General features: G+C 54.9%; 16 protein-coding genes and 2 pseudogenes. 10 read left to right on the top strand and 8 right to left on the bottom strand.

Annotated features, from left to right (window positions below; translation table 11 throughout):
* Positions 1-66: 66 nt before the first annotated feature.
* On the top strand, positions 67-5,604 hold the full coding sequence (locus FSY45_RS20020) for an Ig-like domain-containing protein (protein ID WP_148748291.1): 5,538 nt from the start codon (positions 67-69) through the stop codon (positions 5,602-5,604).
* 79 nt (positions 5,605-5,683) lie between these two features.
* Here FSY45_RS20020 and FSY45_RS20015 read toward each other — a convergent pair whose 3' ends face one another.
* On the bottom strand, positions 5,684-6,298 hold the full coding sequence (locus FSY45_RS20015; protein ID WP_034393996.1) for a DUF6012 family protein: 615 nt from the start codon (positions 6,296-6,298) through the stop codon (positions 5,684-5,686).
* A gap of 24 nt (positions 6,299-6,322) precedes the next feature.
* Positions 6,323-6,565, bottom strand: coding sequence for a hypothetical protein (locus tag FSY45_RS20010; protein WP_131367689.1), 243 nt, complete (start codon positions 6,563-6,565; stop codon positions 6,323-6,325).
* 357 nt (positions 6,566-6,922) lie between these two features.
* Here FSY45_RS20010 and FSY45_RS20005 point away from each other — a divergent pair, with 357 nt between their 5' ends.
* From FSY45_RS20005 to FSY45_RS19985, 5 genes and pseudogenes are all read left to right on the top strand, one after another.
* A complete protein-coding gene (locus FSY45_RS20005) occupies positions 6,923-8,833 on the top strand; it encodes a hypothetical protein (RefSeq protein ID WP_148748290.1) in 1,911 nt (636 codons plus the stop codon).
* Between the two features lie 729 nt (positions 8,834-9,562).
* Positions 9,563-10,438, top strand: coding sequence for a site-specific integrase (locus FSY45_RS20000; protein WP_148748289.1), 876 nt, complete (start codon positions 9,563-9,565; stop codon positions 10,436-10,438).
* A gap of 10 nt (positions 10,439-10,448) precedes the next feature.
* Positions 10,449-11,210 (top strand): annotated as a pseudogene (locus FSY45_RS19995) (transposase zinc-binding domain-containing protein); the annotation flags it as partial.
* 200 nt (positions 11,211-11,410) lie between these two features.
* Complete coding sequence (locus FSY45_RS19990; protein WP_123324686.1) at positions 11,411-12,754, top strand: hypothetical protein; 1,344 nt, start codon at positions 11,411-11,413, stop codon at positions 12,752-12,754.
* A 537-nt stretch (positions 12,755-13,291) separates the two neighbouring features.
* Positions 13,292-13,411, top strand: a pseudogene (locus tag FSY45_RS19985) (enoyl-CoA hydratase); the annotation flags it as partial.
* Between the two features lie 8 nt (positions 13,412-13,419).
* Here the strand turns inward: FSY45_RS19985 and FSY45_RS19980 are convergent.
* Complete coding sequence (locus FSY45_RS19980; protein ID WP_148748288.1) at positions 13,420-14,469, bottom strand: alpha/beta fold hydrolase; 1,050 nt, start codon at positions 14,467-14,469, stop codon at positions 13,420-13,422.
* Positions 14,470-15,114: 645 nt separating this feature from the next.
* Between FSY45_RS19980 and FSY45_RS19975 the strand changes: the two genes are divergently transcribed.
* Positions 15,115-15,750: a LysE family translocator gene (locus FSY45_RS19975; RefSeq protein ID WP_148748363.1), complete on the top strand. Its 636-nt coding sequence runs from the start codon at positions 15,115-15,117 to the stop codon at positions 15,748-15,750.
* A 639-nt stretch (positions 15,751-16,389) separates the two neighbouring features.
* Positions 16,390-17,880: a lytic transglycosylase F gene (locus tag FSY45_RS19970; RefSeq protein WP_148748287.1), complete on the top strand. Its 1,491-nt coding sequence runs from the start codon at positions 16,390-16,392 to the stop codon at positions 17,878-17,880.
* 321 nt (positions 17,881-18,201) lie between these two features.
* On the opposite strand, the gene FSY45_RS19965 is transcribed toward FSY45_RS19970, so the two are convergent.
* The 4 genes from FSY45_RS19965 to FSY45_RS19950 form a co-directional block, all read right to left on the bottom strand.
* Entirely contained in the window at positions 18,202-18,699 is a 498-nt protein-coding gene (locus tag FSY45_RS19965) for a 3'-5' exoribonuclease (RefSeq protein ID WP_148748286.1), read from the bottom strand.
* The gene (locus FSY45_RS19960) at positions 18,693-19,100 is read right to left on the bottom strand and encodes a hypothetical protein (RefSeq protein ID WP_148748285.1); all 408 of its coding nucleotides are present in this window, start codon (positions 19,098-19,100) and stop codon (positions 18,693-18,695) included. Before FSY45_RS19960 ends, FSY45_RS19965 begins: the two co-directional genes overlap by 7 nt.
* 202 nt (positions 19,101-19,302) lie before the next feature.
* Positions 19,303-19,638, bottom strand: a complete 336-nt coding sequence (locus FSY45_RS19955; protein WP_148748284.1) for a hypothetical protein — start codon at positions 19,636-19,638, stop codon at positions 19,303-19,305.
* 44 nt (positions 19,639-19,682) lie between these two features.
* The gene (locus FSY45_RS19950) at positions 19,683-20,729 is read right to left on the bottom strand and encodes a DUF4209 domain-containing protein (RefSeq protein WP_148748283.1); all 1,047 of its coding nucleotides are present in this window, start codon (positions 20,727-20,729) and stop codon (positions 19,683-19,685) included.
* 280 nt (positions 20,730-21,009) lie between these two features.
* On the opposite strand from FSY45_RS19950, the gene istA reads away from it, so the two are divergent.
* Together istA and istB are read left to right on the top strand one after the other, a co-directional pair.
* Positions 21,010-22,602, top strand: coding sequence for an IS21 family transposase (gene istA / locus FSY45_RS19945; protein ID WP_148748282.1), 1,593 nt, complete (start codon positions 21,010-21,012; stop codon positions 22,600-22,602).
* Positions 22,599-23,357: an IS21-like element helper ATPase IstB gene (gene istB / locus FSY45_RS19940; RefSeq protein ID WP_148748281.1), complete on the top strand. Its 759-nt coding sequence runs from the start codon at positions 22,599-22,601 to the stop codon at positions 23,355-23,357. The genes istA and istB overlap by 4 nt, the downstream gene beginning before the upstream one ends.
* On the opposite strand, the gene FSY45_RS19935 is transcribed toward istB, so the two are convergent.
* Positions 23,358-24,260, bottom strand: a complete 903-nt coding sequence (locus FSY45_RS19935) for a hypothetical protein (protein ID WP_148748280.1) — start codon at positions 24,258-24,260, stop codon at positions 23,358-23,360.
* Positions 24,261-24,306 lie beyond the last annotated feature (46 nt).

Genomic DNA, 24,306 nt, shown 5'->3' with positions numbered 1-24,306 from the left:
TGGTGTTCAAGGAAATCAAAGGGCGAATCTTAGACTGAAAGCTCCCATAGTTACGTGGAGACGCGTATGAATTTCCGCAGAAAGTCAGGTGCATTGTTCCTGATTGCAGCAGCTGGCCTTCTACATGGGGCCAATGCTGAAGTTGTCCAATATGAATTTACGGACACTTTAAAGAAAACAAAAACTGTTCAAACTTCTTCAGCGATTGATTTCTTGAATCCATCCGGTGATATAGCGGTTACTGTCAGTGCCGGTATTGATCGGAAGATTAGATTGACGGCCATTGATGCCACTGGAAAACAAATAGCGACCCAAACGAGCGCAGTTGTTGGACCCAATGACAGAGTTGTTGCGAACAACAAAAGTTATTACGGGTTTGTAATGACTTTAAGGCTACCAGGGGAAGGCAAGTACACAGTAAAGGCCGAGCTTCTTTCATCGTCAAATCAGGTGGTTCAGACTGATGGGTATCAGGTCATTGTGGACACGACACCACCGACCGCAGGCGAAATTGCGATCACGTCCCCCTATGGTGGCGGCATCATGGCCGATGGTCTTATTGCCGTTGCGAAAGTAGATAACCAGACAGGTTTAGCCAGTGTCTCCATATCCAATATTTATGACAGCAACTCTGTCAAGGCAATTAATTATGAACTTCTGACATCAAATTCTGGCATTGTTGTCAAATCCGGTGATGCTCAGTATGCCGAGAATTCGAATTCTATAGACTTAAAAAGAACTTTCTTTGCAAATACATTCAATGTTGATAATGGAAAGTATAGACTCAAGTTCAACATTAATGACATTGCTGGCAATACTTCAGCAGTGGAAAGAGAGTTGTATGTAAATTCAGCCTGTCCTGATATACCGGAATTTATGGGTCTTTATGACCCCAATTCAACAAGCAACTTTCTTGGTATTCCGGCGTTGAAGGGATTTGTTGGCCCAAGCAATGGAAAGAATGTTGTTAAGTTCAATCCGGCTAAAGCATTGTATCGTGTTAAAAAAAATCAATCGAGAGATTTTGACCCGATTTGGGGTGGATACTTTGCGAATATGGGAGTCGCAAAAACCGTATTGACAGCTGATGGGGACTATGCTTATCTGGTGATGGATGGGCCTGTAAATGAACTCGGCAACTTCCCTAACGAAACGCATAGGTGGACCAATACGTCCACACATGCATGTAAGTCGATGTCGGTTCCAAATGCTGAGATTGATCCATTGCAGTCAGCACCGGAGCCACTGTTCACGGAGGCATACATTGATGGATTTGGTTGGGGCGCTAATACTTTCTACACGAAAGATAAAAATGTTCCTGCAGATACCAAAGTATCACGCCTCCGATTTCATATCAAAGCACCTAGAGGCTATGACATCCAAGTTACGCAAGGGAAGCCTTCATGTGTAATTCCGGCTGGTGAAGTTTCGTGTGAAATGGAAGTTGATTTTCCATTTAACACTTCAGATTCGCATGGTGCATACTCATTTAATGGCGTATTTAAAAGAGCGTCAGACGGCCAGCTTTCACTGTCAGGAAATGGGCGGTTTTTCTACTGGGATAAGAAGAGTCCGACGATAACATCTGTATCTCATATCCGGGAAACAAAGGAATTTGTTTTTACTGTCAATGAGCCAGGCACAACCTCATATGGGATGGGACTCAATAAGGGATATATCGATGCGAAAAATAATAAAAGTGGAGTGGTGACGGAAATTGCCGAAGTCAGTGGAAGAACATCTGCAGGCAACGACCATAATCTCACGATTTCATATAAGTCTCTTCCTGATGGAGAATACACTTTTTCATTGAGAGCATTGGATAATTATGGAAACTCTGTCGAAAAAAGTGTTGATGGTATTTATGCGATTGATTCTACCCCGCCTGTCCTGAACATTGTTGCCGGAACCTCAATTTCGACACTTGATGATGTCAAGATTAACTTGATTGATGCACTGGACAAAACACCCAGGATAACCGAGGTAAACCTGAAGGGCGGGGCGTCCAATGAGAACGTTTTTTTGACTGTGCGTTCACTTTCTGCGGGAAATTATGCTCTGGAATACCCAGTGATGTTTCCAAGCATGAAGGAGAATGAAAAATATACTCTGAGCATCAAGGCTCAAGATAGTCAAGGAAATCAGGTCCAGAAAAGTGTCACTTTCAAATATGAGCCGAACCAGATCGCGCTAAAGGGAAATTCTTCCAAAATTTCCATTCCTGCATTTGAAGGCGACTACCTGTTGGAAGGTGGGAAAAGGATTCTGGAAACGGAAAAATTTACTTTGAAAGATGGCTCAAACGTTGTTGGTGTCTATGATATTTTCTTGACTCTTAGATCTGACTCTGAGGCTCCCGTGCGCGTTAATGGTGTAGAAGTTTTGCCTGGAGAAACAAAAACAGTTATCAAAGACTACAACTTTGGCGCTAACGAAAGCAAGATTGCATTTGATATTAAGCCCGGTGCTCAATTCAAAAAAGGTGTGGCGAATATCTTGGTTTCTTCTTCTGCACCTAATTCTCCAATCGTTGTTGGTGAAGTAACGATGTGGAAGCCAGAGATTGACATCACGTTCCCCTCGCGCAGCATTGTTCAGGGAATTGAGAATTACACTGTCGCTCTTCGACCGGAAACATCAACAACATGCCAACTGACTACGCAAGAGTCGAAGGCCAAAGCAGCAAACAATATTCTTGCGCCGATTTGTCTCGTGGACTTCTTTTCAAAACCTGTTGGTGACAGTATTCAGATAGATGTGGCGAATGGTGTAGACCTCGTTGGTCGTATGAATCAAGTCGGTAGGGAAGGTGTTTCATTTGCGCTGTATGTGTACGACAGCAAAGGGAAAAAGAATCAGGTGCAGAGTGGTATAGCGTCGGTGAACTCGGTATCGGCTTTGGGATCTGTATCACTTGCTGCTACTGAAGATATATCCAATGTGGTCCATTCAATTACTGATGCCGGTGTAAGGCTGAAGATCCAAGATGGCTACAAATGCAGTCTCACAATGAACAGAGATGCGGCGATTCAAGATGCTGCCACTCGATCATCTGAGCAAGCGAGCAATTATTGCTTTGTTGAGTGGATCAAGACCCCACCAGGGCTGGTTCAAGATGAGCGGTCTGACACGCCCTATCTTCGTGGCGTTGTCTCGTCTGAGGGTGTGCACCCCATCTCCTGGCGCGTGAGTCTGTTTACCAAAACTGGGGCTGAAATCAAGCTCAATGAGCAGTCAATCAACCTGACGGCGGTGAACCCACCTAAGCCCGAGATCCTTATCAACTCCAAGAGCTTGGTTCCAGATTCTGAAAACGTGTTGGTTGTTCCGATGGCGGGCGGCTACATCGGTGATGTCGAAATCAAGTCAGTACGTGCAGCTCTGGACCTATCCATCGCGCGTGGTACTGAAGTCTTGGAACAGGCAAAAATTGAGCAGTCGATGGGCTTGTCAAACAATTCGACCTTCCGACGATTGAATGCGGATGCCCGTAATCTGTGGGAAGTCACGAAATACAAGGTTGCAGCGGCCTTTACCGCACTTCCTAGTGTGAAACAGGAAGTCGTGTATAGCGTCTATGCCGCGCCCAGCGAAAGTGTGAAGCCGGTCATCAAACTGGATTCGGACACAGCTGTAAACACCTCGCCCATGAAGGTGGTGGTCACGATGAGTGACCGAGGCTCAACCTCTTCGACCTATACCCCCGAGACAATGGGGAAGTGGAAGGTGAGGTTGGTGCGAGTCATGACGTACAACAAGCGCGAAGAGCTTGCTGCACCAGTTGCAATCTCTGAAACTGGCGAGGCTGTATTCAATGTCGATGTTGGCAGTTTAGATTCGACGGCGCTGCGGTTCGTGGCCGAAGCTGAGCTGGAAAGTCCTGTACCTGGCTACAAGCGAGTGGCAGAGTCGCCTCAAGGTGCCTTCGTCACCATTTCCCGAGGCGGAGAGATCACATCAGCCATATCTAGCCGTCGAACGTCTGGAGAAGCCCCTTTCACGAACACCTTCAAGCTGAGCGTCGATGAGCGTTTAGATATGCGCGCTGTTGGCGATGTTGTCTGGGAGGTCAGTTCAGATGGTGGAAAGAGCTGGGTGGCGCACGATGTCAAGAACAAATCACAACGCTTCATGTTTGTGAATGTCTTCGACAAAGGTACACATCAGGTCCGCGCAAAGGTGGTCAATGCTAATTCGCTGAAGTCCAAGTATTCGGAGCCAGTGGTTGTCATTGCTTACGACAAGCCGAAACTTGTGCTCACAGGTGCGCAAGCCTTCTACGTGGGAGGTACAGCCAAGGTCACAGCTGCCCTGACGCTCAATGGGAAGCCAATGGACACAGGTAATGCAGTAGTTGAATGGTCTGTAGACAACGGAGAAACCTTCAATGAAGGATCGACCGAGTTCGAGATCAAACAGTCTGAAGTGGCCCGAGTGCGTTTGGTGGCCAGAGCGCGCTCTAAGGAAGCGCCTGCAGAGGACATGAGTGGCTACAGCGTTGTTCGAAAAACTGTGGAATTCCTGAAGATGAAGCCGCCGCGCGTCTACGTCGATGGCCCAATTCGGGTCGAGAAGGGAAAGACCTATGAACTGGCTGCACGGGTGACACCTCCGTATCGAGACATGGATTTGTCGTTCGATGGCGAGTTCACTCTACCGAATGGAACTGTTCAGAAGGGCACATCCATCCAATACACCCCCAGTGATGAAGATCTTGCATCGCAAACGATTAACGTGACCTACACGGCATGGGCACAAGGTTTCCGTGAAGATGGGGCTGAGTCCACCTACGTTTTCAAGACAAAGGTTTGGGAGTATGTGTGGCCAACCTTTGGCTTGGAGATCAAGAGAACCGCAAAGGTTGCACCTTCAGAGGTGACGGTCAAGATCCGGCCTATCGCATTCAGTGGCAACCTTGAAGAGCCTACCTATAGCTGGTCTCTTCCTACCAAGGCAGTCATTACGGACTCTAGCAAGGCGACACAGCGCACCTTCAAGATCCTTGAAGACGGTGTGTATGAAATTGGCGTTGTTGTGAAAGATGCCCGTGGCCATGAGACTGTGATCAAGCAAGATCTGGCAATCGCTGAGTCTGCCCCCTACAAGGTGGAACTTCAGTACTCTGGGTCGAACGCAATCAACCGCGCCCCCTTGGATGTCCTGCTACGACCATATGTGACTGGTGGCCATCCGCTTGACCGCATCGACACACGCTCGTTCACCGTGAATGGTGAAAAGCTGGATGTCGCGGGACACTATGGCCGAATCACTCTTAATGCTGGTAATCACGATGTAGCGTTCAGCATCCGCAGCAAAATGGGTGAGGAAGCTGAGGCAAAGGTGCGGATCAGTGTGAAAGAAAACACTCTGCCAACATGCACGCTGACACAGCGAGAAACAGTAGGCTCCTGGCTCTTCTATGCATCCTGCAAAGATGAAGATGGCCGCATGAGGTCCTATGAATGGACGGTAGACGGTGAGGTGAAAGCGGTAACTGGTGATCGCCTGACGCTGAACCGCGTAGGTGATGCGAAAAAGCCCAATGTCCAGCTGATCGGCATCGATGATGCAGGCGGGCGTTCGCAGCCAGCCGCGCTGCAGTAACTCTCAGTAGCTGCCAAGACAAAGGCCTGCGCTCTTCGGAGCTGCAGGCCTTTTTTGTGCGAGTGCTCAAGCAACAAGCTCATGCTGACACGGTAAATGCCATTTCTGCAGTGGGATTTCTGCTGTACAGATCTGTCTCACTTCTGAATAGAACGCGCTCACGTTCTACTGTGTGGAGATGGAAGATCTCAGAACGCTCTGTGATGCGGCCAGCCTCATCCAAACTGTCCTGGATGCTCCCGTCACGGTAGCGAGGCACCAACTCCATGCGTGGTTGAGCTGATGCGGGTGTCCAATTTTGTGCAGCTGATGGCCAACGGTTTCCGAATCCGCCAAGGCTGGGAGACATTGTGTGCCACAGGACCATGCTCTCAGTAATCGCATCCATCTCGGAATCCAAGATCACGTATTGGACCTTATGGGTTACAACGCGCTCCGCGCCTACTGCCCATCGTGTGATGGTCGTGAGCTGGTTGATGCGAGTGGGAGACTCTATCAAGAGTCCGTTGATGGCTTTTTGGCCGACCTTGCGGCAACCCACCAGGTAGTTCTTGTTGGGGTATGGACGCCTTGCCACCAGCTCATGTCCATTTCGAAGAAATATGCCGAGCGTCGGACATTCAAAATCGATCAAGGAGCATTCGCCTTCAATTGAGCGGAAGGCGTACAAGCGTGGAATGAGATGAAGCAGCATTGAGAATTCAAATTTCCAAAAAAATCAGCGTTTGACGCCCGACACAAGAATTGCCTTTTCCACATTCAATGAAGCGATGGCGACTTGGAGCTTGAAGATCTTGTTGGCCTGGAACTTAGCGATGAATGTCAGCACCAGGGCAACAATCGACGAGACTCCGGCAAGCACCTGGGCGCGGGCACTTGACGCATCCGCGCTGTTTGTTGCGCCGTAAAAGGCGACTGCGGCACATGCGAGCAGCAGTACTGACGCGATGAGAACTGTCATGTTGATGACTCGGTGGAAATTCATGTAGCGCTTTCGGCTGTGACGGAGATTGGTGCAAAGCCAGAATGCACAGAAAGGGCTGTAGCAGCTTTTTTTACATTCGGGCGGGGTAGTAGCGGGTGGGCTTTTTCAAGCACTCCAACGAGCGATTCGGCGCGCTCGCGCGCATCCGCAGGCAAGGCCTGGGCTATCGCATGCATAACGTCAAACAGAGCCAGCATTGCGGTGTAATCCTCAAGTGTAAACAGGATCGCCAAATGCGAATATTGAAAGCTTCGTGCGAATAGCGGGTGATATTTGCGAATAGACTGACTCTCTTCAAGTCCCTTCGTTGGGGATGAGGGAGCACAGTAAAAAATGGCTTTGGTTCATAAATCTATCGAGCAGCTCGACCTCGATAGCAAATTTCTTTGGCTGTTAGATTTTTTTGGGGGCTTCGTTGTCAATCCGGCCGACGAGCCTCAAGAGAGCGTCGAATGCATCCTCACGCCATGCAGCCCTCATCCCCAGTTTCCAGGGAGGATGCAGCGGCATCTATCTCGCCAAGAGGTAAGGACTGTCGGCGTAAATTCCCTAGGCTTGCTGCAACTTGGACATTGTTTGCAAGATGGGGTGTTCGTACCAAGCTCGATCAGTTCAAAACTCGAAGAAATTGAATTCCAATTTGATTCGAGAAACTTACCGGAGAGCCATGAACTCTATCTAAATCAGGTCGGTATTGACCCGAGTTCCTCTTTGATCAGTGACAGACTGTTAAACGAAGGTGTCCACAGTGCCGTCAAAGTTATCGACGGAGAAATTCTCAAGACCTCGCTTAAAACAACCCCTGAGAAGGATGCAAGCCCGCATAAACCATATCCATTTAAAGTTCTATTTCATGAATTAGAAATCATGAGATTTTACTACACAAACTCCGCAAATTTGAATGGCGCGGTGTTCGGTGGTCATTTTTCGGAAGACTTCCTCTATAGAAAAGTTGTTAGCAATCTTCACGAGGGACCCCATTGCGAGTTAACTTCAAAAGCTGCTCGTTTTGAATATCAGGTTGATTTTAGTTTTGACGATGCAATCCTCATCGGTCGAATTCTTTTCGAAGATCCCAGCTCGGCCTTGGAAGGTGTTCGACGGATTCATCTCAGTAAATTGGTTGCCAGAGCGAATGAAGTGAGTCCAAGGTTAACGGGCTATCCTCGTACTAAATTCCCGTTCAAACAAAAAGCGGTAATTAAGATCAGAGGGCGTCGAATCAAGCTGCTTGATAACAAATTCATTTTTGTGGCTCATCGCATAGAAGAATGCAACGCCAAGTTTCCCTTTGACGATTTGACTTTTCAGCGAGTTGCCGAACCCGGGGGGAGTACTCCGCCACCAGGTGCGCCGGAAGCGTATGCCAACCAACAATCGCAGACAGGTCCTGGCCAGCACCAAGGCGTCATCGATACCGAGGCGCGCCCTGCAAAGAATAGTGTTGCAGCGACGGCTGTGCCAGAGATCCGTCGTTTCACCTCATTGGAGTTAAGTCGATGCATGACGCGGAAAGCGCGTCCTTCCACGCATTCTTCTGCGGAAAAGAAACCCCCCGTTTTCAATCCCAGGCTGGAAAACAGCAGCGCAGGAACGCCGACCTGGGGCAATTCAACTGCAGTGCGTCAGGACGTCAGTGACAAGATCGTCGGAACTGAAGTAAACGAGGAGCCGCTGGAGGACGATCTAGACGAGCCCGAAGTCGCAAAGAGATCGATTGACCTGGAGTCGTTCAAGAGAATTCTGGATCACTTGGAGAGTAAGTTTGGTATCGACTCGATCCAGCCTATGCCTATTCCAATGATTCAAACTGTAGCAGGAAAAATCTCGACAGGAGACGACCTGTATAGCTTTTTTCCGGTAATTCCCTGTTTGAAACAACGGTCTCGCAATAGACAGTTTTCCTTCTTAGATAAGGCGCAAAAAGAGAGGCGCAAATTAATTTGCGTCTCATTGAGGGCTGGTGAGCGCTTGTTTTATGTGCTCGAAGCCGAACGGCGAATCAATGAACAGAATATCTATATGGAGGATTTTCCGATTTTGCTATTATGGGCGAACGACTTTGGTGCGGTGGAGGTTGGAAAGCTGCGGGAAATTCTTATCAGAACAGTGAGAAATCCTAGCAAAACATGGCCGCTTGACATCTCGTTTTTGGACTTAAAGCAAAAGCGAATTGACCACGATTCAGTCCGCACGACTGACGTGATCGCCGGTCGAATAATCCAAGCCATCGAAAGCACTTAGTTTTTGGCGTAGCTACGCCTTACAGAGTTACTTCTAACAAACTGCTGATACTAGAAACTATGATTGCGACCAGCGTGAGCCGCGTGTTCTGATATAGCGCTGTTGCGGCTAATGAGGCCGCACATGTCTTTCAGATCAGGATGGGCTGGTTCTCTGTGGACTTGCATCAAAAACGGTGCTCCAATAACGCTCTTGAAACCGTACAAGCAGCAACTTACCGAAGCAAAGTCTGCGCGCATTGGCATCAATGAGCAAAAGACGACTTCTCCCAAATCTCGCGCCAAACGACGGACTGTTGTACTTCGAGCCTTTGTACCTCCCGTGCTGGGATGGCCTGCGGCTCGATGGGAGATCGTGGGTAAGTATTTAAACCACAAAACAGCGCAGGCGCGAGCTGACGAGCTTGCGCAATCGGACGCGTTTTATAAATACGCAACATCTTGGACGGTTGATGCCGAATCCTACGTTCCCTCCACGTTAGACATCTCTCAGCCGACACTTCGACCCTGATCTACCTGCGTATGCTGGTGCTGATTGTGAGACCATCAACCCGGTGTTATTTGACCAGGCCACTGGTGATAGCCACTGGCGCTGACAGCCGCTTTGCAGCGACGGACTAAACCGCTCGCGCGGTAGGCGCTTCGCGCAACCCGCTGGCGACTGATCGCCGCGTTGGTGTCACCGTCGGTGTCGAGGCAATCCGCCTCGTTCACCGACGGAGCAGCAACCATGGACAAGATCACATCGGCGGCAACCCCACTGCGTCAGCGCATGCTCGAAGACATGCGCATGCGCAAACTGGAACCACGCACCCAAGAGGCCTACATCCGCGCCGTGCGCAAGCTGGCAGCCTACCTGCACCGCTCGCCCGACACGGCCACCGTGGAGGACTTGCGCAACTTCCAGCTCCACCTGGTGGACACGGGCGCCTCACCCATGACGTTGAACGTCACGCTCACCGGACTGCGGTTTTTCTTCGACGTCACGCTGCAGCGGTCGGACCTGATGGCCCGCATGCATCCGGTCAAGCTGCCACACAAGCTGCCGGTGGTGCTCAGCCCACAGGAGGTCTCCCGGCTGATCGCCGCTGCTGCCAACGTCAAGCACCAGGCGGCGTTGTCGGTGGCCTACGGCGCTGGCTTGCGTGCCAGTGAGGTCATCGGCCTGAGGGTCACCGACGTGGACAGCCAGCGCATGACACTGCGGGTGGAGCAAGGCAAGGGCCGCAAGGACCGCTACGCCATGCTCAGTCCGGTGCTGTTGCTGCGCCTGCGTTCGTGGTGGCGCATTGCCAACAGGCAGGGCCGTATGCTGCCCGGCGGCTGGTTGTTCCCAGGCCTGGATCCGACAGACCCGCTGACGCCGCGCCAGCTCAACCGCGCCGTGCACGCCGCTGCAGAGGCCGCCGGCATCGACAAGCGTATCTCCACGCACTCGCTGCGCCACGGGTTTGCAACGCACCTGCTGGAGCGCAAGGTGGACATCCGCGTGATCCAGCTGCTGCTGGGCCACAAGCGGCTGGAGACGACGGCGATCTACACACATGTGGCCACCGATCTGTTGCGCGAGGTGATCGGCCCGTTGGAGCCGCTGCCACCGTCTTGAGGACGTGGTCGTGGGACGGCCCTCTTTGGAGGTCGCCGACGTCTTTCATCAGCACGGCCCGGCCTGGCGTGCCGCCCAGCGCGGCCACCTGAGCCTGGGCCAACTCAAGGTCATGTCGGCCATCGAGCAGTGCCGCAGCGCGGCGCTGGGTGGGCACGTGCTGCGCTGTGGCGGCTGCGGCACGGACCAGGTTTCCTACAACTCGTGCCGCAACCGACACTGCCCCAAGTGCCAGAGCGCGGCGGCACAGCGCTGGCTGGAGGCCCGGCAGGTCGATCTGCTGCCGGTGGACTATTACCACGTGGTGTTCACGCTGCCGGCGCAAGTGGCCGACCTGGCGTACCAGAACAAGGCCGCGCTGTATGGGCTGTTGTTCGATCTGGCGGCCGAGGTCTTGCAGACCATCGCTGCCGATCCGAAGCACCTGGGCGCCAGGATCGGCGCCACACTGGTGCTGCACACCTGGGGCTCGGCGTTGACCCACCATCCGCATGTACACGGCATCGTGCCCGGTGGTGGTTTGGCTCCCGACGGCAAGACCTGGGTGGCGTGCCGGCCGGGCTTCTTCCTGCCGGTGCGGGTGCTCTCAAGACTGTTCCGGCGGCGCTTTCTCGAAGCGCTGGGGCGGTTGCACGCCGGCGGCAAGCTGCGGTGCTTCGGCGAGCTTGCCGCACTGGCCGATGCGCGCACCTTCCAGCGCTGGCTGGCACCACTGCGCAAGGTCGAGTGGGTGGTCTACGCCAAGCATCCCTTTGCGGGCCCGCAGGCCGTGCATATCAGGAACTGAAACAGGGCAAGTGGAAGAGATAAATACGTGCGTGCATCTCAAGTGCGCTGATCCTTCGTTATAAACATCCACCCTTGGTCCTGGGCTTTAAAAACCCAGGACTTTCTCATTGCCGAGATAAATAGTGCTGTGCGCAATCAAGCGTGCAGCAGGCCAGGGATGGCCTGATAACAAGGGTTATAACTATGTATAAGGTAAATGCGGCCGGGTGTGGCAAAGGCAAAAGCACCCACAATAAAAAATTCATCACAGCGCACAAAGACACACGCTTTCTGGTCATCGTGCCATCGCTCGCGTTAGCAGATGAATATGCCGACTATGGCACCACTATTCACAGCGGAAACAGTCACAACGTCAAACAACAAGTCTACAAAGCCATCGAGGCCAACACCCGTGTTCTCGTGATCACGCAAAAAGCCTTCTTGGACTTTGAATCCAAAACGCTGCTGTGCACCAACCGCACCGTGCTGCAGGACGAACACCTTGAGCCCTTCTATGTGTGCAAGTGGCAGATGGCCAATCACGCGCAGTGGTTGGATATGTTTGTGGTGGGCGCGAGCGATAAAGAGGGTTGGTACAAGGTCACGCTGAATACGGCGCGTGTAGCTGAGTTCCTGGCCACAGCCGACATGCTGGACAACAAGCAGTTCATGCAGGACTTGCTGGCAACACCGCAGGCCATTTACACCAACAAGGCCACCATGGAGATGGACTCGCTGCTGTTCCGTGTCGTGAGTCCCGACATCTATGCTGGAGCCGATGCTGTGCACATCGCCTGCGCCAACTTTATGGTGACACGCCAGTACCACTTATGGGCAGCAATATATGGGGCGCAGTTCCACTTCACCCACGCATTCGAACCCTACTCAACACCCAATTTGACGCTGCATTCGGCTGAGCAAAATCGGAACAGCAAGACGTTCAACCGTGCCAACACTGGCCTCAAGGACACCGTCACGGCCTACATCAAATCCCAGTGCGCCAATCCGGTGTATGTAGACAACAATATGTATGAAACGGAGCAGGGCTGGCAACGCGTCAAGCACAACTGCCACGGTGTAAATCAGTTCCGCGATGAGTCGCATATCGCCATCCTCAGTGCCATCAACTACGACAACCTGGCAACAGCCTTTTTGATGGACATGGGCGGCATGACGGCACTACAGGTTCGTCACGCATTGCTGGGAGAAATCGCCCATCAAGTCATTATGCGCGGTTGCCTGCGCAGCGACAACGCCAATGCCTGTCACGTCTACGTGATGGAAGCGGACCTGGCTAACTATCTGCTGAACAACATCTTCAAAGGCAGCAAGCAGCTACCGATTGACGGCACGAAGCGCCCAGAACGTGCCCCGGTGTTGACACCCGTGCAACGCAAGAAGGCCACAATGATTCGAAAGAACTTTCCGCTCTACCAAGAAACGCCCACTGAGCTGCTGATGAAGGAAATTATCTGGTCAATGACCAACACCAATGGCTTATATAACAAGCTCCATCGGGAGAACTCAGCGGGTGGCGCTACAGCGTGATGGCTGAAATGGGCGCAGTGCAAAAGATGAATTGCCAAGAACTCAACTCAAACTGGTTGAAGACCAACGCAATGAGTTTTTGTCACGAAAGCCGGAAGGCTGAAGTAAAAAAACGAAATTGCATCCACGTCGTTTGCGAAGCGGCAGCGCAGCGAATGACGGCTTATTTCGACTGGCTATCAACGAAGAAGCGATATAGACAGAACAACCAGCTATTCATACCCCTCATTCTGAAAGCATACACACCTGCGGTGTGCTGCTGACCACGGCGCGGATGTGCTACTCATTTCATTCGTTGCACATCCACTTGTGGTTCCTTGCTTCGCATTCATTGAGTTGAGACAGGAAAAGAGTAACAAATAAGCAAACAGCACTTATAGTTGAATTGTTACTTTTTTCAGTCATCGATCTTTTTAAGTGGGCGGGAGATTCACGAAATGGTCCGCTCTGTGCGACGGCTATAACACCCCTACACGTGCTTGACGGACAGCCTCGTGCATGAAGCGAACCACGAATCTTTTACGGGATGCTGTAGGCTTGTCCGACGGTGTGATGTTTGAGCGCCGCCTGTTCCATTCGCTGTTTGACACCAACGACCAGAAGGCAGGCATGGACGCCTTCGTGAACAAGCGCCAGCCGACCTTCACCCACTCCTGAGCAGGCTCCTAGGATGTCGCGGCGACAAATTTCCCTGTTTGCAACCACGCCACAATTGCGTTCGCCAACTGGTCGCTATTGCTCTCCATCATCATCATGTGGCCATTTCCCTGGATGCCTTTTTCACCGAGAGGAATGAACTCGGCACGCGCGCCGTTTTCATTCAACCAATCCACGATAGGTTTATCGGTCGCGACCGTGTGGTCCGCATCATTGGTCCCCATGATCAGGGCGATGTGCTTACCTTTGTAGCCAGAGAAATCTGCGACACGAGGCGCACTGTTCGCATAGTTCACCCGCTCCAGCAGAAGCCTGGGTGGGATCACAGCCAGCGTGGCGACACAAGCGTCCAGGAATTCCCGCGGGAAACGTGTACTGGTGCCTACCAGCTTCTTGGCGGCCCAACCGGGCTCCGCAACAAAAGGCTGCTTGCGACTGAGCTTGAGTATGGGCGCTCCTGGTGCCAAACGTACCTCTACGAAGTCGGAAGTGTCTGTCAGAAACTCCGTCGGAGCACTCACGTTCCCTGGCCCTCCAGGGGCGATGGCAACAAGTTTTTCGATCCGGTCACCGTAAAGTTCGAGCAGCTTCCAGCCGAAAGGGCCCGACATCGAATGCGTCATGACAATCGCGGGGCGATCAAGCGTGGCAAGTAGCTTTCCCAAGCCCCGTATCACCGTTTCTCCGGTCAAGGCGTCATAAGGGATATATCCGCTGCGACCCGTCCCAGCCCAATCTGGCACAACAACCTTATAGCCTTTGGCGGCAAAAACGTGTGCCCAACCAGGTCTGCCATCGGCTGTTGCCAAATAACAAGAGCCGCTAATCGCCCCGCCGTGGATAAGAACCATCGGTGGTTTGTTGGTCTTCGTGACCGGCTCCAGCACCTCGTAATAAGTCGAGGGATCGCTGACAAATCCGCTATGGAAGTTAATGGCGCTGGGTTGACGCGCTGCGGCTGCAGATGCGCTGCAGCTCATCGTCGCGACAACTGCAGCACCCATACCGGTGCTGGAGCGGAAAAATTTCCTGCGGGATGTCGGATCGTTGTTCTTCATAAATGGTCTCCTGAAGTTTTATAGATCTCGTTGATCGCCCCAAACTCGCTTCGCGAGATCCATACAGAAAGGTATAAGGCCCGCTCAAGCCAAGCCAAGCCAAGCCAAGCCAAGCCAAGCCAAGCCAAGCCAAGCCAAGCCAAGCCAAGCCAAGCCAAGCCAAGCCAAGCCAAGCCAAGCCAAGCCAAGCCAAGCCAAGCCAAGCCAAGCCAAGCAAAGCAAAGCAAAGCAAAGCAAAGCAAAGCAAATATTATTAGTTAACTAAGAATATATCACTCTGTAGAAACCCTAAGGAGCCACACGCTGAAGTGCTGCCAGCAAGGCTGCGCGCTTCAGCATCGGGCAAAACGCCCTGGTGCGCCGCCAACCCGCTGGCGGGCTCTGGCACAAAACGCCAGCGGGGGCCGCTCCACGATTCAGAGTTCACGTTGGTTGATCGAGCACTTACTCCAGGCAGAAGATGTAGACCGGCACATGCGCTCCATTGCCCATCAGATGCCCGGTTGGCTACCGCTCGGCTTGTCTGTTCGGCGACTACACTCGGATCATCGGCTCCATCCAGGTCATGCCGTCAGCGATGGCGAACGCCGTTTGATGCTCATTTTGCGGCGCCGCCAATTCATCATCTCTTCCTTCAGGAACGCTATGCCCGAACAGTCCAGTCTGCTTGCCTTTGGTCTGATCTCACTTGGCATGGTGCTGACTCCAGGCCCGAACATGATCTATCTCATCTCGCGGTCGATCTGCCAGGGACGAATAGCTGGACTGATTTCCTTATGCGGCGTGGCATTGGGTTTCGTCGTCTATATGCTTTGCGCCGCATTTGGCATCACGACCCTGTTATTGGCTGTTCCCTATGCTTATGACGCCCTGCGGCTCGGCGGCGCACTCTATCTGCTCTATCTCGCTTGGCAGGCGGTCAAGCCCGGTGGACGCTCTCCATTTCAGGTGCGTGACCTTCCAAAGGACGGTCCGCGCAAGCTGTTCATGATGGGCTTTGTTACCAACCTGCTGAATCCAAAAATCGCGGTAATGTATTTGTCGCTGTTGCCCCAGTTCATTAACCCCGTCGGTCACGGCAGCGTACTGGCGCAATCCATCGTGCTTGGTTTTACGCAGATCGTCATCAGTGTGGCCGTCAACGCGCTCATTGCCATCATGGCTGGCTCCATCGCGGCATTCCTCGCAAGCAGACCCGTGTGGCAGGTCGTGCAACGCTGGCTGATGGGGACAGTCCTTGCGGGCTTGGCCGTGCGCATGGCCATCGAATGGCGTCGCTAAATTGGGCTGTTTGCGGGAAGGCATCAGGCCGCATCAGCGGCCTGACAATTCGTTCAAGCTGAAACCGTTTCGTGGCCCGGCTCAAAGGCCGTATCGAAGGTCAGCTTTGGAGCAAGCCGGACAGCCGGTATGGGCCCCATGCCGACCTTCGGTCCGCCGAAATCTTGATGGATAAGCAGTCTTGCTGGACTCGAATCGGCATTCGTCGTCCTGACGTGCCTGTGGCTCTCGGCTTCGGCCACAGGCGCGGTCTTCCTCGCTGACACGGCATCCCTGGTTGATAGCGGCGTTTCGATCACACGAACCTGAATCGCGGGGGGCTCTAGTGGATCCGGCAGCATCGTTGCCCGGCCGCCATCGAAAGTGCGGGTCTGTCGGTCAGAGAATTGGAACTGTTGTTACGCTTCAAACGCAGGGGGCAAGTTTCCGAAGGTCTTTGACATGGTGCTGACCCGGGGTATAGGATGGCCCGGCAACAGCATGGAAAGGCCGGCGGTAAGAAGGCCATCGACGCTGTGGCGAGGCTGGTCTGTTACCGCATCTGATTTACCTATTCGAAAAGGCGTGGAGCAGGCTAGCGATCAGCTGCGGTTCGGGGCAGCGATGCTTCATCATGGCCTCAACCGAAAGGAGGCATCAATGAAAATCTTCCATCCCCTGCTGTGCCTCGCGTGCACCGTATTCTTGTCCGCCGGTATTGCGAACGCCCGGGACGGCGCAGCCCAAAGCGCCTCGGCCGCGACGCTGTCGATCGACCTCACCCAGGCCAAGCCCTGGACCGGCGATCTGGACGGCATGATCGAGCGCCGCGTCATCCGCGTGCTCACCGTCAACAGCAAGACCTTCTACTTCCTCGACAAGGGCGTGGCGCGCGGCGTTGCCGTCGACTACTTCCGCATCTTGGAAGAAGAGCTGAACAAGAAGCTTGCCGCCGAAAACAAGCTCAAGAACAAGCACTTGAAGGTGCGAGTGGTCTTCGTCCCGGTCCGGCGCGACCAGTTGCTGAGTGGCGTTGCTGCCGGCAAGGGCGATATTGCCGCCGGCAATCTGACCATCACGCCCGAGCGAGAGAAGATTGTCGACTTCTCGGCAGCCGGCCTGAGCGACGTGAACGAGCTCGTCGTGACCGGGCCGGGTTCCCCGCAGATCGCCAGCCTGGACGACCTCGCCGGTAAGGATGTCTTCGTTCGCAAGTCGTCGAGCTATTACGAAAGTCTGGTCGCGCTGAACAAGAAGTTCGAGGCAGAGAAGAAGGCGCCGGTCAAGATCAAGGAGGCCCCGGAGACGCTCGAGGATGAAGACCTGTTGCAGATGCTCAATGCCGGATTGATCAGCGTTGCCGTCGTCGACAAGCACATTGCCGACTTCTGGAAGCAGGTGCTGCCACAGCTGGTTGTGCACAACGACGTCGCTGTGCGAACCGGCGGCGAGATTGCCTGGGCGATCCGCAAGGGCAGCCCGCAACTAAAGGCGTTGGTCGACGATTTTGCCAATCGCAACAAGGTCGGGACGGCGATGGGCAATCAGTTGCTGACGCGCTACCTGAAGAACACCAAGTATGTGAAGAACTCGGCCTCCGAGGCCGAGCGCAAGAAGTTCCTAGCGCTGATCGACTACTTCAAGAAATATGGTGACCGCTACAAGGTCGACTGGGTGCTGATGGGCGCGCAGGGCTATCAGGAGTCGCAGTTGGATCAGAACGCGAAAAGTAGTGTGGGTGCCGTGGGGGTCATGCAGGTGATGCCGGCCACTGGCAAGGACATGAATGTCGGCAACCTCAGCGAGACGGAGGCAAACATCCACGCCGGCATCAAGTACATGCGCTGGATGATCGACCACTATTACGAGAAGGAGCCGATGACGCCGCTGGACAAGGCGCTGTTCTCCTTTGCCTCCTACAACGCTGGCGCCGGGCGCATCTCATCGCTGCGCAAGGAGGCCGCCAAGCGCGGCCTCGATCCGAATATCTGGTTCCAGAACGTCGAGTATGTGGTGGCGGAGAAAATCGGCCAGGAGACTATTACCTACGTCAGCAACATCTACAAATACTACGTCTCCTATCAGTTGATGCTTGAGAGCGGAGCCGCAAAGCAGGCAGCAGTCGAGAAGGTCAAGGCCGATGGCAAGTGAGAAGCCCCGTTAATGTTCAGATTCTTCATCAGTCTTGATTGCGGCGGAGGTTCTCTCCAAATGTCTGGTTTTGGCCGATAGTACCTGTTCGCCACACGCTTTCCAACGGCAGCAACCAGCCTTTAGGCGACAGTTTCTGCCGTGGTCACCACCAGCAGGCACCTTTAAATTTGCTCAGCGGATATCGGCGCAGCTGGTCAGTCGTACCGGAATACGCAATCTACCTCCACAAGCTGAGGAGGTCATGCGGCAATCGAACCGCTGATAGGGGAGTTATCGCACAGTGCTCGTCTAGATAAAGACCAATAGATTTCTGCAGGACTAACTCAGTGCTTGGTTTCTTGTCCACGCGTTGTAGCCAGCCCGTAACGCGCGGGCATCTGCCAAGGCGTGATGCTCCGGTAAGTCTGGGGAATAGCTACTGTTTGAAGCTTTTTTAAACGCTTCGTGGGTGAAGACTGAGCTATCAAGAAATCTTTGCTTCCCGAAATCGCCGGGCGGGTTCTTTTGTGGTCGTCCCAGCATCGCAACCGCAAGCAAGTGCCAATCCTTGGGCGAGTCGAACACATAGATCGCAGGTTCAGAAAACTGGGCGATCCATGTTCGCAGCCGATTTGTTAACTCCATACGAGTACTGCCCGAGCCTTCCACTCGGCCCAAGAGCGGGAGAACATGTGCACGAACAAATTCACTGCACTGTCGTGGATCGTAATCTGTGCGTTCAGCGTAAAACTCACGTCCATCCTCGGCGATCAAGGCGATGCTAATCAAGTCTGGACGGTCGAGCCGCGTGAACTCGGTGTCAAGAAAAATTAGCATGTTGTGTCCTTCTCCGGGCGTACATCGCGTTCGAGCAACTGCGCAATTTGCTGGTCGCGCTTAGCATAGGCATTTGCCGTGACCGCAACGCCTTTGAAATTGGCTTGGTACACAGCACAGGGCGGCATCATCGACAGATCCACACCTTCCAACGTGGCGCGGGACTCTGTGACCTCCCAGCCCCGTTTGGCTCCGGTCGTACCTTCGGGCACAAGATCCCAGACTTTGGAGGTCTTGTTCTTTAGGTAGAGCTTGTTGCACTGCGCGATCCACGCTGGCAATTCCGTGCTGGCCACATGCCAGCCCAGGTTCCAAGTGGCAATGCGTACCGGCTGGGCATGCGCCGCAGCGGCGATGGCGTAGACGGCTACCGTGAGGGCAGGCCAGTGCAGAAGTTTCACGGTGACCCTCCCTAGACGCTCGATAGGTTTGGACGATTGGCAGGCATTATGAATTGCAAGGTCGTGTTTGTGTTGGATCTGGCGCCGCCCGTCAGAGCCACGCGCCATACCTCGTGGCGACCACAAGCGCCTTGATGCGTTCACTCCCAGCAGAAGCTGCGGCTCTCTTTATTGGGGAAGTAATAGCTGCCCCTTCCAAACACTATTGAGAGTAAGAAACGAAGTAGCGCCAGATGTCTTCACTTACGTCGATGCCATCGATTAAGCCAACTCGGCTGGCATTGAAAACCAATGCTGCCCGGATCAGCGGTGTGGTTTCAGGGGGTGTTTGAAATTCATAGATACGGCCCGACGAGGTAGTGGCCGTGCGGGCGATAAGGTCGAGCTGCACGATGGCCGTGGTAACCCGCATTACGCCTTCTGCGGAGAGCATCAGAATGCGTTTTTCAGTCCAAGGCAATTCAAGTATCCGCCAGCTTGTCAAGCCAACGCTAGGCTGAGCCTCCACTGAAGGGGCTTGGCGATCGTTGAGAAACAAGACCATGCCTGCCAAACAGGAAAATGAAGGTTATAGATACAGCCCTAAGGTCCATCAGCCGCTGGCGGTGCCATGTTGTCCCAAGTGCGGGCACCGTACCAGTACTGCAGGTAGATCATACTGAATATCAACCACCAGGCGTAAAGGCTTGTAGCACTGTAGCAGGCACCTTCTTCAAGCAAGCCGTGAGCGAGTTCGTTGCGTAAGTTGGGGCCGAAGCCATCGCAGAACAGCGCGCGGATTTCGAACGCTAGATCGTCCCCGAAAATCTCCGCCATCTCGGCGAGTTCGACCAGGGTGCTGAGGCTGGCTTCCCTTTGTAGGCCTTGGTCCAAGTCGATGGGTACGGTCTTGGCTCCCCGGATTTGCAGATGGGAGCGCACCAGATGCTCCAATTGCGGCACCAACAGGTGCAGTGCGACGGCGAAGTCTCCTTCAAAGCCTGCTTTGAGCCCTTTGGCGACCAATTTGACGCGTCCCGCAGGCACGATGCCTGACAAAGCGACGATATTGACCAAGTCGTCGTCGGTGATGAAATGCTCCAGCACAAGCTGTTTCCACGCGGGTGCGATTGTCGCCTGCACAGCAAAGCTGATATCGAAATTGTAGTTTTGCACCATCTGGTTCCAGATGGCGTCGTCCGGTTTAGATGACGTGAGCGAGGCATCGCTGGCTGGTGGGCCCTTGGCTGCAAGACGTCCATCGTCGGTGAGCTTGCGTTTCGCGAAAAGCCGATTGGAGGAAAATTCTTCGATGCTCTTGCGCGCACCGGCCTCGGCGCGTTCGCGTGAAACACGTGCCCAGGACTCGGCAAGAACGAGCAGTGCATCCGTCAGTTCTTTGCCCGACACCCGTTCTTGAATGGTGCGTATTTCATCGCCAAAGTCTTCAGCCTCTATCGGTATCGCCACGAAGTCGCCGATGGATTGCATAGCGATTTCGCGTTGCGTTTGCCGCAGCGTTTTGAGCTTTTCATCGACGCCCTTGACTTCACGCAGTCGCTTGGGCACTGCTAGCAATGCGCGAGCGGCTTCTTCGTAGAAACTTGCTGCGGTAATAAAGTTCGGCGGCTTGCCAGACAAATGAGCCATGGCTTCTGCCGCGAACGTGTCGGAGATTGCGCAATCAATGTCTGCGCAGCGGTCGGGGTTTTGTTGAGGGTCAAAACAACGCTGAGCAAGCCTGAGATGATTCCGCGCCTTGAGAAACCGATAACTCCCCGATGGCCACCCAAACTGCCCCACTTATGGCCGGTCAAACTGCTCCACCTTGGCGGCTATGACCTGACGCATTGAATCCAGTGCGGTGGGCGCCGCCAAGACCGACAGGCAGGACGTTACTTTCTCCCCTCATGACCGAGGGACCAAAGGAGTGAACGTTTTGAAGCCACATCTGCAAACCACCATCTGGACATTGCTCAAGGCCGGTGCCAGCCAGCGCGAGATCGAGCGCACCACCGGCATTTCGCGCCACACCATTCGGCTCTATCAGCAGCGTTTCGCGGCCGATCCGGCAAACTGCCCCGGGGTGGCCACCGTCCCTGCCAGTCAAACTGCTCCACCCCGGCCACCGACTTCTGTCGCCGTCTCGCGGCCGCTGGCCACCTCCAAGTGCACGCCCCATCGCGCCTTCATCGATGCCCAGCTGCGCCTGGGCCGCAACGCCATGGCCATCTACCAGGATCTGGTCGATCTGCACGGCTTCGATGGCGCCTACAACTCCGTCAAACGCTTCGTTGCCCAGCTTCGCCGCAAGGAACCCGAGCAGTTCGACCGCCTCTCGTTCGCTCCCGGCGAGGAGATGCAGGTGGACTACGGTGAGGGCGCTCCCACCCGGGTAGCCGGCACCGAGCGCTGGCGCAAACCCCGTTTGTTCGTGGCCACGCTGCGCTATTCCCGGCGCAGCTTCCGCCGCGTGGTCTGGAAGTCCGGCCAGCAGGTCTGGGCCGAGCTGCACGAGCAGGCTTGGCGCTACTTCGGTGGATCGGCCCGCTACGTCGTTCTGGACAACCTCAAGGAGGGCGTCTTGAAGCCTGACCTGTACGAGCCCGCCCTCAACCCGGTCTATGCCGCCATGCTGGCCCACTACGAAGTGGTGGCCGATCCGGCTCGGGTGCGCGACCCCAACCGCAAGGGCACGGTGGAGAACGCAATCGGGCATACCCAGTCCACCGCGCTCACGGGGCGGCGCTTCGAGAGCATCGAAGAGCAGAACACCTTCCTGGAGCACTGGGAGACCAAGTGGGCAGCCTCGCGAATCCACGGCGCCGAGCGCCGCCAGGTGCAGGCCATGTTCGAGGAGGAACGCACGCACCTGCAGCCGCTGCCGATCACCGGCATGGCGTACTTCACCGAAGTCCAGCGCACGGTCTGCGACGACAGCTGCGTGCGCATCGCGCACAGCAGCTACGCCGCGCGCCCGGCGCCCATCGGCTCCAAGGTACTGGTGCGGATCTTCGAGCGGTGCATCGAGATCCGAGACCTGCGCACCCAGCAATTGCTGCGCACCCACACCTTGGCAGACAGGCCCGGCAGCGTGGTACTTCCCACGGATGAGCGGGTGTTCAACCCCTCGCGCGAGACACGCTACATCCTCGACCAGGCCCGCGCCATCGGGGCCCAGGCCTCACGATTGTGCGAGATGCTGTTCGCCATCGAAGGCCGGGTCGGCCAACGCAAGCTCTGGGGCATCGTCAACTTGGCCAAACGTTACCCCTACCACTTCATTGACGCCGCCTGTGGCGTCGCGCTGGACCAAGGCGTGCACAGCTATCGCCATGTCAAGGTGCTGACCGAGCAGTCGGTGGCCGAAGCCTTGGAGGCCCTGGAGGCCGCAAGCCCGAGACCGGCAAGGACGGACGCAACGCTCACCCAACAGCATCCGCTCATCCGCAGCGCCGACGAGTACGGCGCTTTGTTCGCCCACGCCGCCACCGCCGCCCAACCCACAAGCCTTGCATCATGAACATGACCGAGATCGAACGCGCCCTGCGCGAGCTGCGCCTGTCGGGCATCGCCGACACCCTGTCCACCCGTGTGATGCAGGCCCAGGCCGCCCAGCAGCCCTTCCTGGAGACCTTGGGCGCCATGCTGCAGGACGAACTGGATCGGCGCCGTTCGCGTCTGAGCGAGCGCCGCTTCAAACGCTCGGGCCTGGATGAACGGCCTTCTCTGGCCGACTTCGACTGGCGCTTCAACCCCAAGCTGCCACGCAGCGCCTGCTTCGAGCTGCACACCCTGAAGTTCATCGGCGAGGGTGCCAACGCCCTGGTCATCGGCAAGCCCGGCACGGGCAAGAGCCATGTGGCCAAGGCCGTGGCCTACCAGGCCACGCTGCAGGGCTATGACGTGCGCTACGTGGAGGCCGACACCGAGTTCGCCCGCTACGGGCTGGCCAGCGCAGCAGAACAGGCCCAGCAGCTCAAGGGCTGGATTGCGCCCGATCTGCTGGTGCTCGACGACCTCTTCCTGGCCCGGCGCATCGCCGATGTGAGCGCCGAGCTGCTGCAATCCATCGTGCACCAGCGCTACAAGCTGCGCCGCGCCATCGTCATCACCTCCAACCGCGTGGTGCAGGACTGGGGCAAGTACCTGGGAGACGCCACCATGGCCACCACGATTCTGGACCGGCTCATGCATCGCTGCGCGATGCTGGAGTTCGAGGGTAAAAGTTACCGCCTGAAGGAGGCCGCCGCACGCATCGCCGTCACGCCGGAATAGTCATAATCTGCAACGTTCTGCCTGGAGCAGTTTGACTGGCCATAAGTGGAGCAGTTTGGGGTGGCCATCGGGGTCTGCCGCGAACGTGTCGGAGATTGCGCAATCAATGTCTGCGCAGCGGTCGGGGTTTTGTTGAGGGTCAAAACAACGCTGAGCAAGCCTGAGATGATTCCGCGCCTTGAGAAACCGATAACTGGCATCCGTTGCAATCAGCCGGTTTGCCTGCTCGACTAGACGGTCACCGAGCGCCTGGTACTGATCGTCGGCGAGCCCGTGGTCGAGCAGCGTTTCTATCATTGCCGGTGCGGCATTGCCTGAGTCGAACTGTGCGGTTATGGCCGTCAGCAACGCGTCTTTCATTTGATTGCGGCGGTCTTCGCACGACTTCCCAATCTTCCACGCAAGTGAGAGCGCGCGATGCCAGCAGTTCCGGCTGTCTCCCGTAAACCAGGCATCACTATCCAAGTGGGTACGTCGGTAAGCGTCGATGGCCAAAAGCGCGTCGGTGAATTTGCCACGGGGTGTGCGAGCTAGCCAGAGAATGTCTGCCACACGCGCTTGCAGGATGGGGACGTCAACTAGCTCGGGACAGATGCTTTCCAGTAGCGCCATATCCTTTTCATCGATGTTAGACAAGCTGAACCTAGGCCCGAACGTCGCCGATTCCGCGATCAGGGGCTCATTCTGGTTGTCGGGAATGAGGCGCAGTGAACAGGCGTCTGCAAGCAACCAAAGGATCCTGCCCCTGGCAAGATTTCCTGCTGTTGTGGCCGTCGTCGCCGCTGCACTTAACGCGAGCCAGCGGGACACGTAGGTGGCTTCAGCAGCCCCCACGGTGTCTTTCCAGCCACTGGCTCGGAAGTCTTCGATATTGGCAGGCGTGTTATAGGGCGGGCGTTGCATGCTCGTATTTTTATCGAGATGCTCCCAGTTGGCGATAAACCGATTG

The organism is Comamonas sp. Z1, assembly GCF_008121555.1.
GTDB classification, from domain to species: Bacteria; Pseudomonadota; Gammaproteobacteria; order Burkholderiales; family Burkholderiaceae_C; genus Comamonas; species Comamonas thiooxydans.
The sequence above is the reverse complement of the archived record's forward strand: the minus strand, read 5'-3'. Positions and strand labels throughout refer to the sequence as shown.

Excerpts from the sequence above, each read along its gene's own strand:
- FSY45_RS20020 (WP_148748291.1), top strand. The coding sequence starts at position 67 with ATGAATTTCCGCAGAAAGTCAGGTGCATTGTTCCTGATTGCAGCAGCT.
- FSY45_RS20015 (WP_034393996.1), bottom strand. The coding sequence starts at position 6,298 with ATGCTGCTTCATCTCATTCCACGCTTGTACGCCTTCCGCTCAATTGAA.
- FSY45_RS20010 (WP_131367689.1), bottom strand. The coding sequence starts at position 6,565 with ATGACAGTTCTCATCGCGTCAGTACTGCTGCTCGCATGTGCCGCAGTC.
- FSY45_RS20005 (WP_148748290.1), top strand. The coding sequence starts at position 6,923 with ATGGCTTTGGTTCATAAATCTATCGAGCAGCTCGACCTCGATAGCAAA.
- FSY45_RS20000 (WP_148748289.1), top strand. The coding sequence starts at position 9,563 with ATGGACAAGATCACATCGGCGGCAACCCCACTGCGTCAGCGCATGCTC.
- FSY45_RS19990 (WP_123324686.1), top strand. The coding sequence starts at position 11,411 with ATGTATAAGGTAAATGCGGCCGGGTGTGGCAAAGGCAAAAGCACCCAC.
- FSY45_RS19980 (WP_148748288.1), bottom strand. The coding sequence starts at position 14,469 with ATGAAGAACAACGATCCGACATCCCGCAGGAAATTTTTCCGCTCCAGC.
- FSY45_RS19975 (WP_148748363.1), top strand. The coding sequence starts at position 15,115 with ATGCCCGAACAGTCCAGTCTGCTTGCCTTTGGTCTGATCTCACTTGGC.
- FSY45_RS19970 (WP_148748287.1), top strand. The coding sequence starts at position 16,390 with ATGAAAATCTTCCATCCCCTGCTGTGCCTCGCGTGCACCGTATTCTTG.
- FSY45_RS19965 (WP_148748286.1), bottom strand. The coding sequence starts at position 18,699 with ATGCTAATTTTTCTTGACACCGAGTTCACGCGGCTCGACCGTCCAGAC.
- FSY45_RS19950 (WP_148748283.1), bottom strand. The coding sequence starts at position 20,729 with ATGGCTCATTTGTCTGGCAAGCCGCCGAACTTTATTACCGCAGCAAGT.
- istB (WP_148748281.1), top strand. The coding sequence starts at position 22,599 with ATGAACATGACCGAGATCGAACGCGCCCTGCGCGAGCTGCGCCTGTCG.
- FSY45_RS19935 (WP_148748280.1), bottom strand. The coding sequence starts at position 24,260 with ATGCAACGCCCGCCCTATAACACGCCTGCCAATATCGAAGACTTCCGA.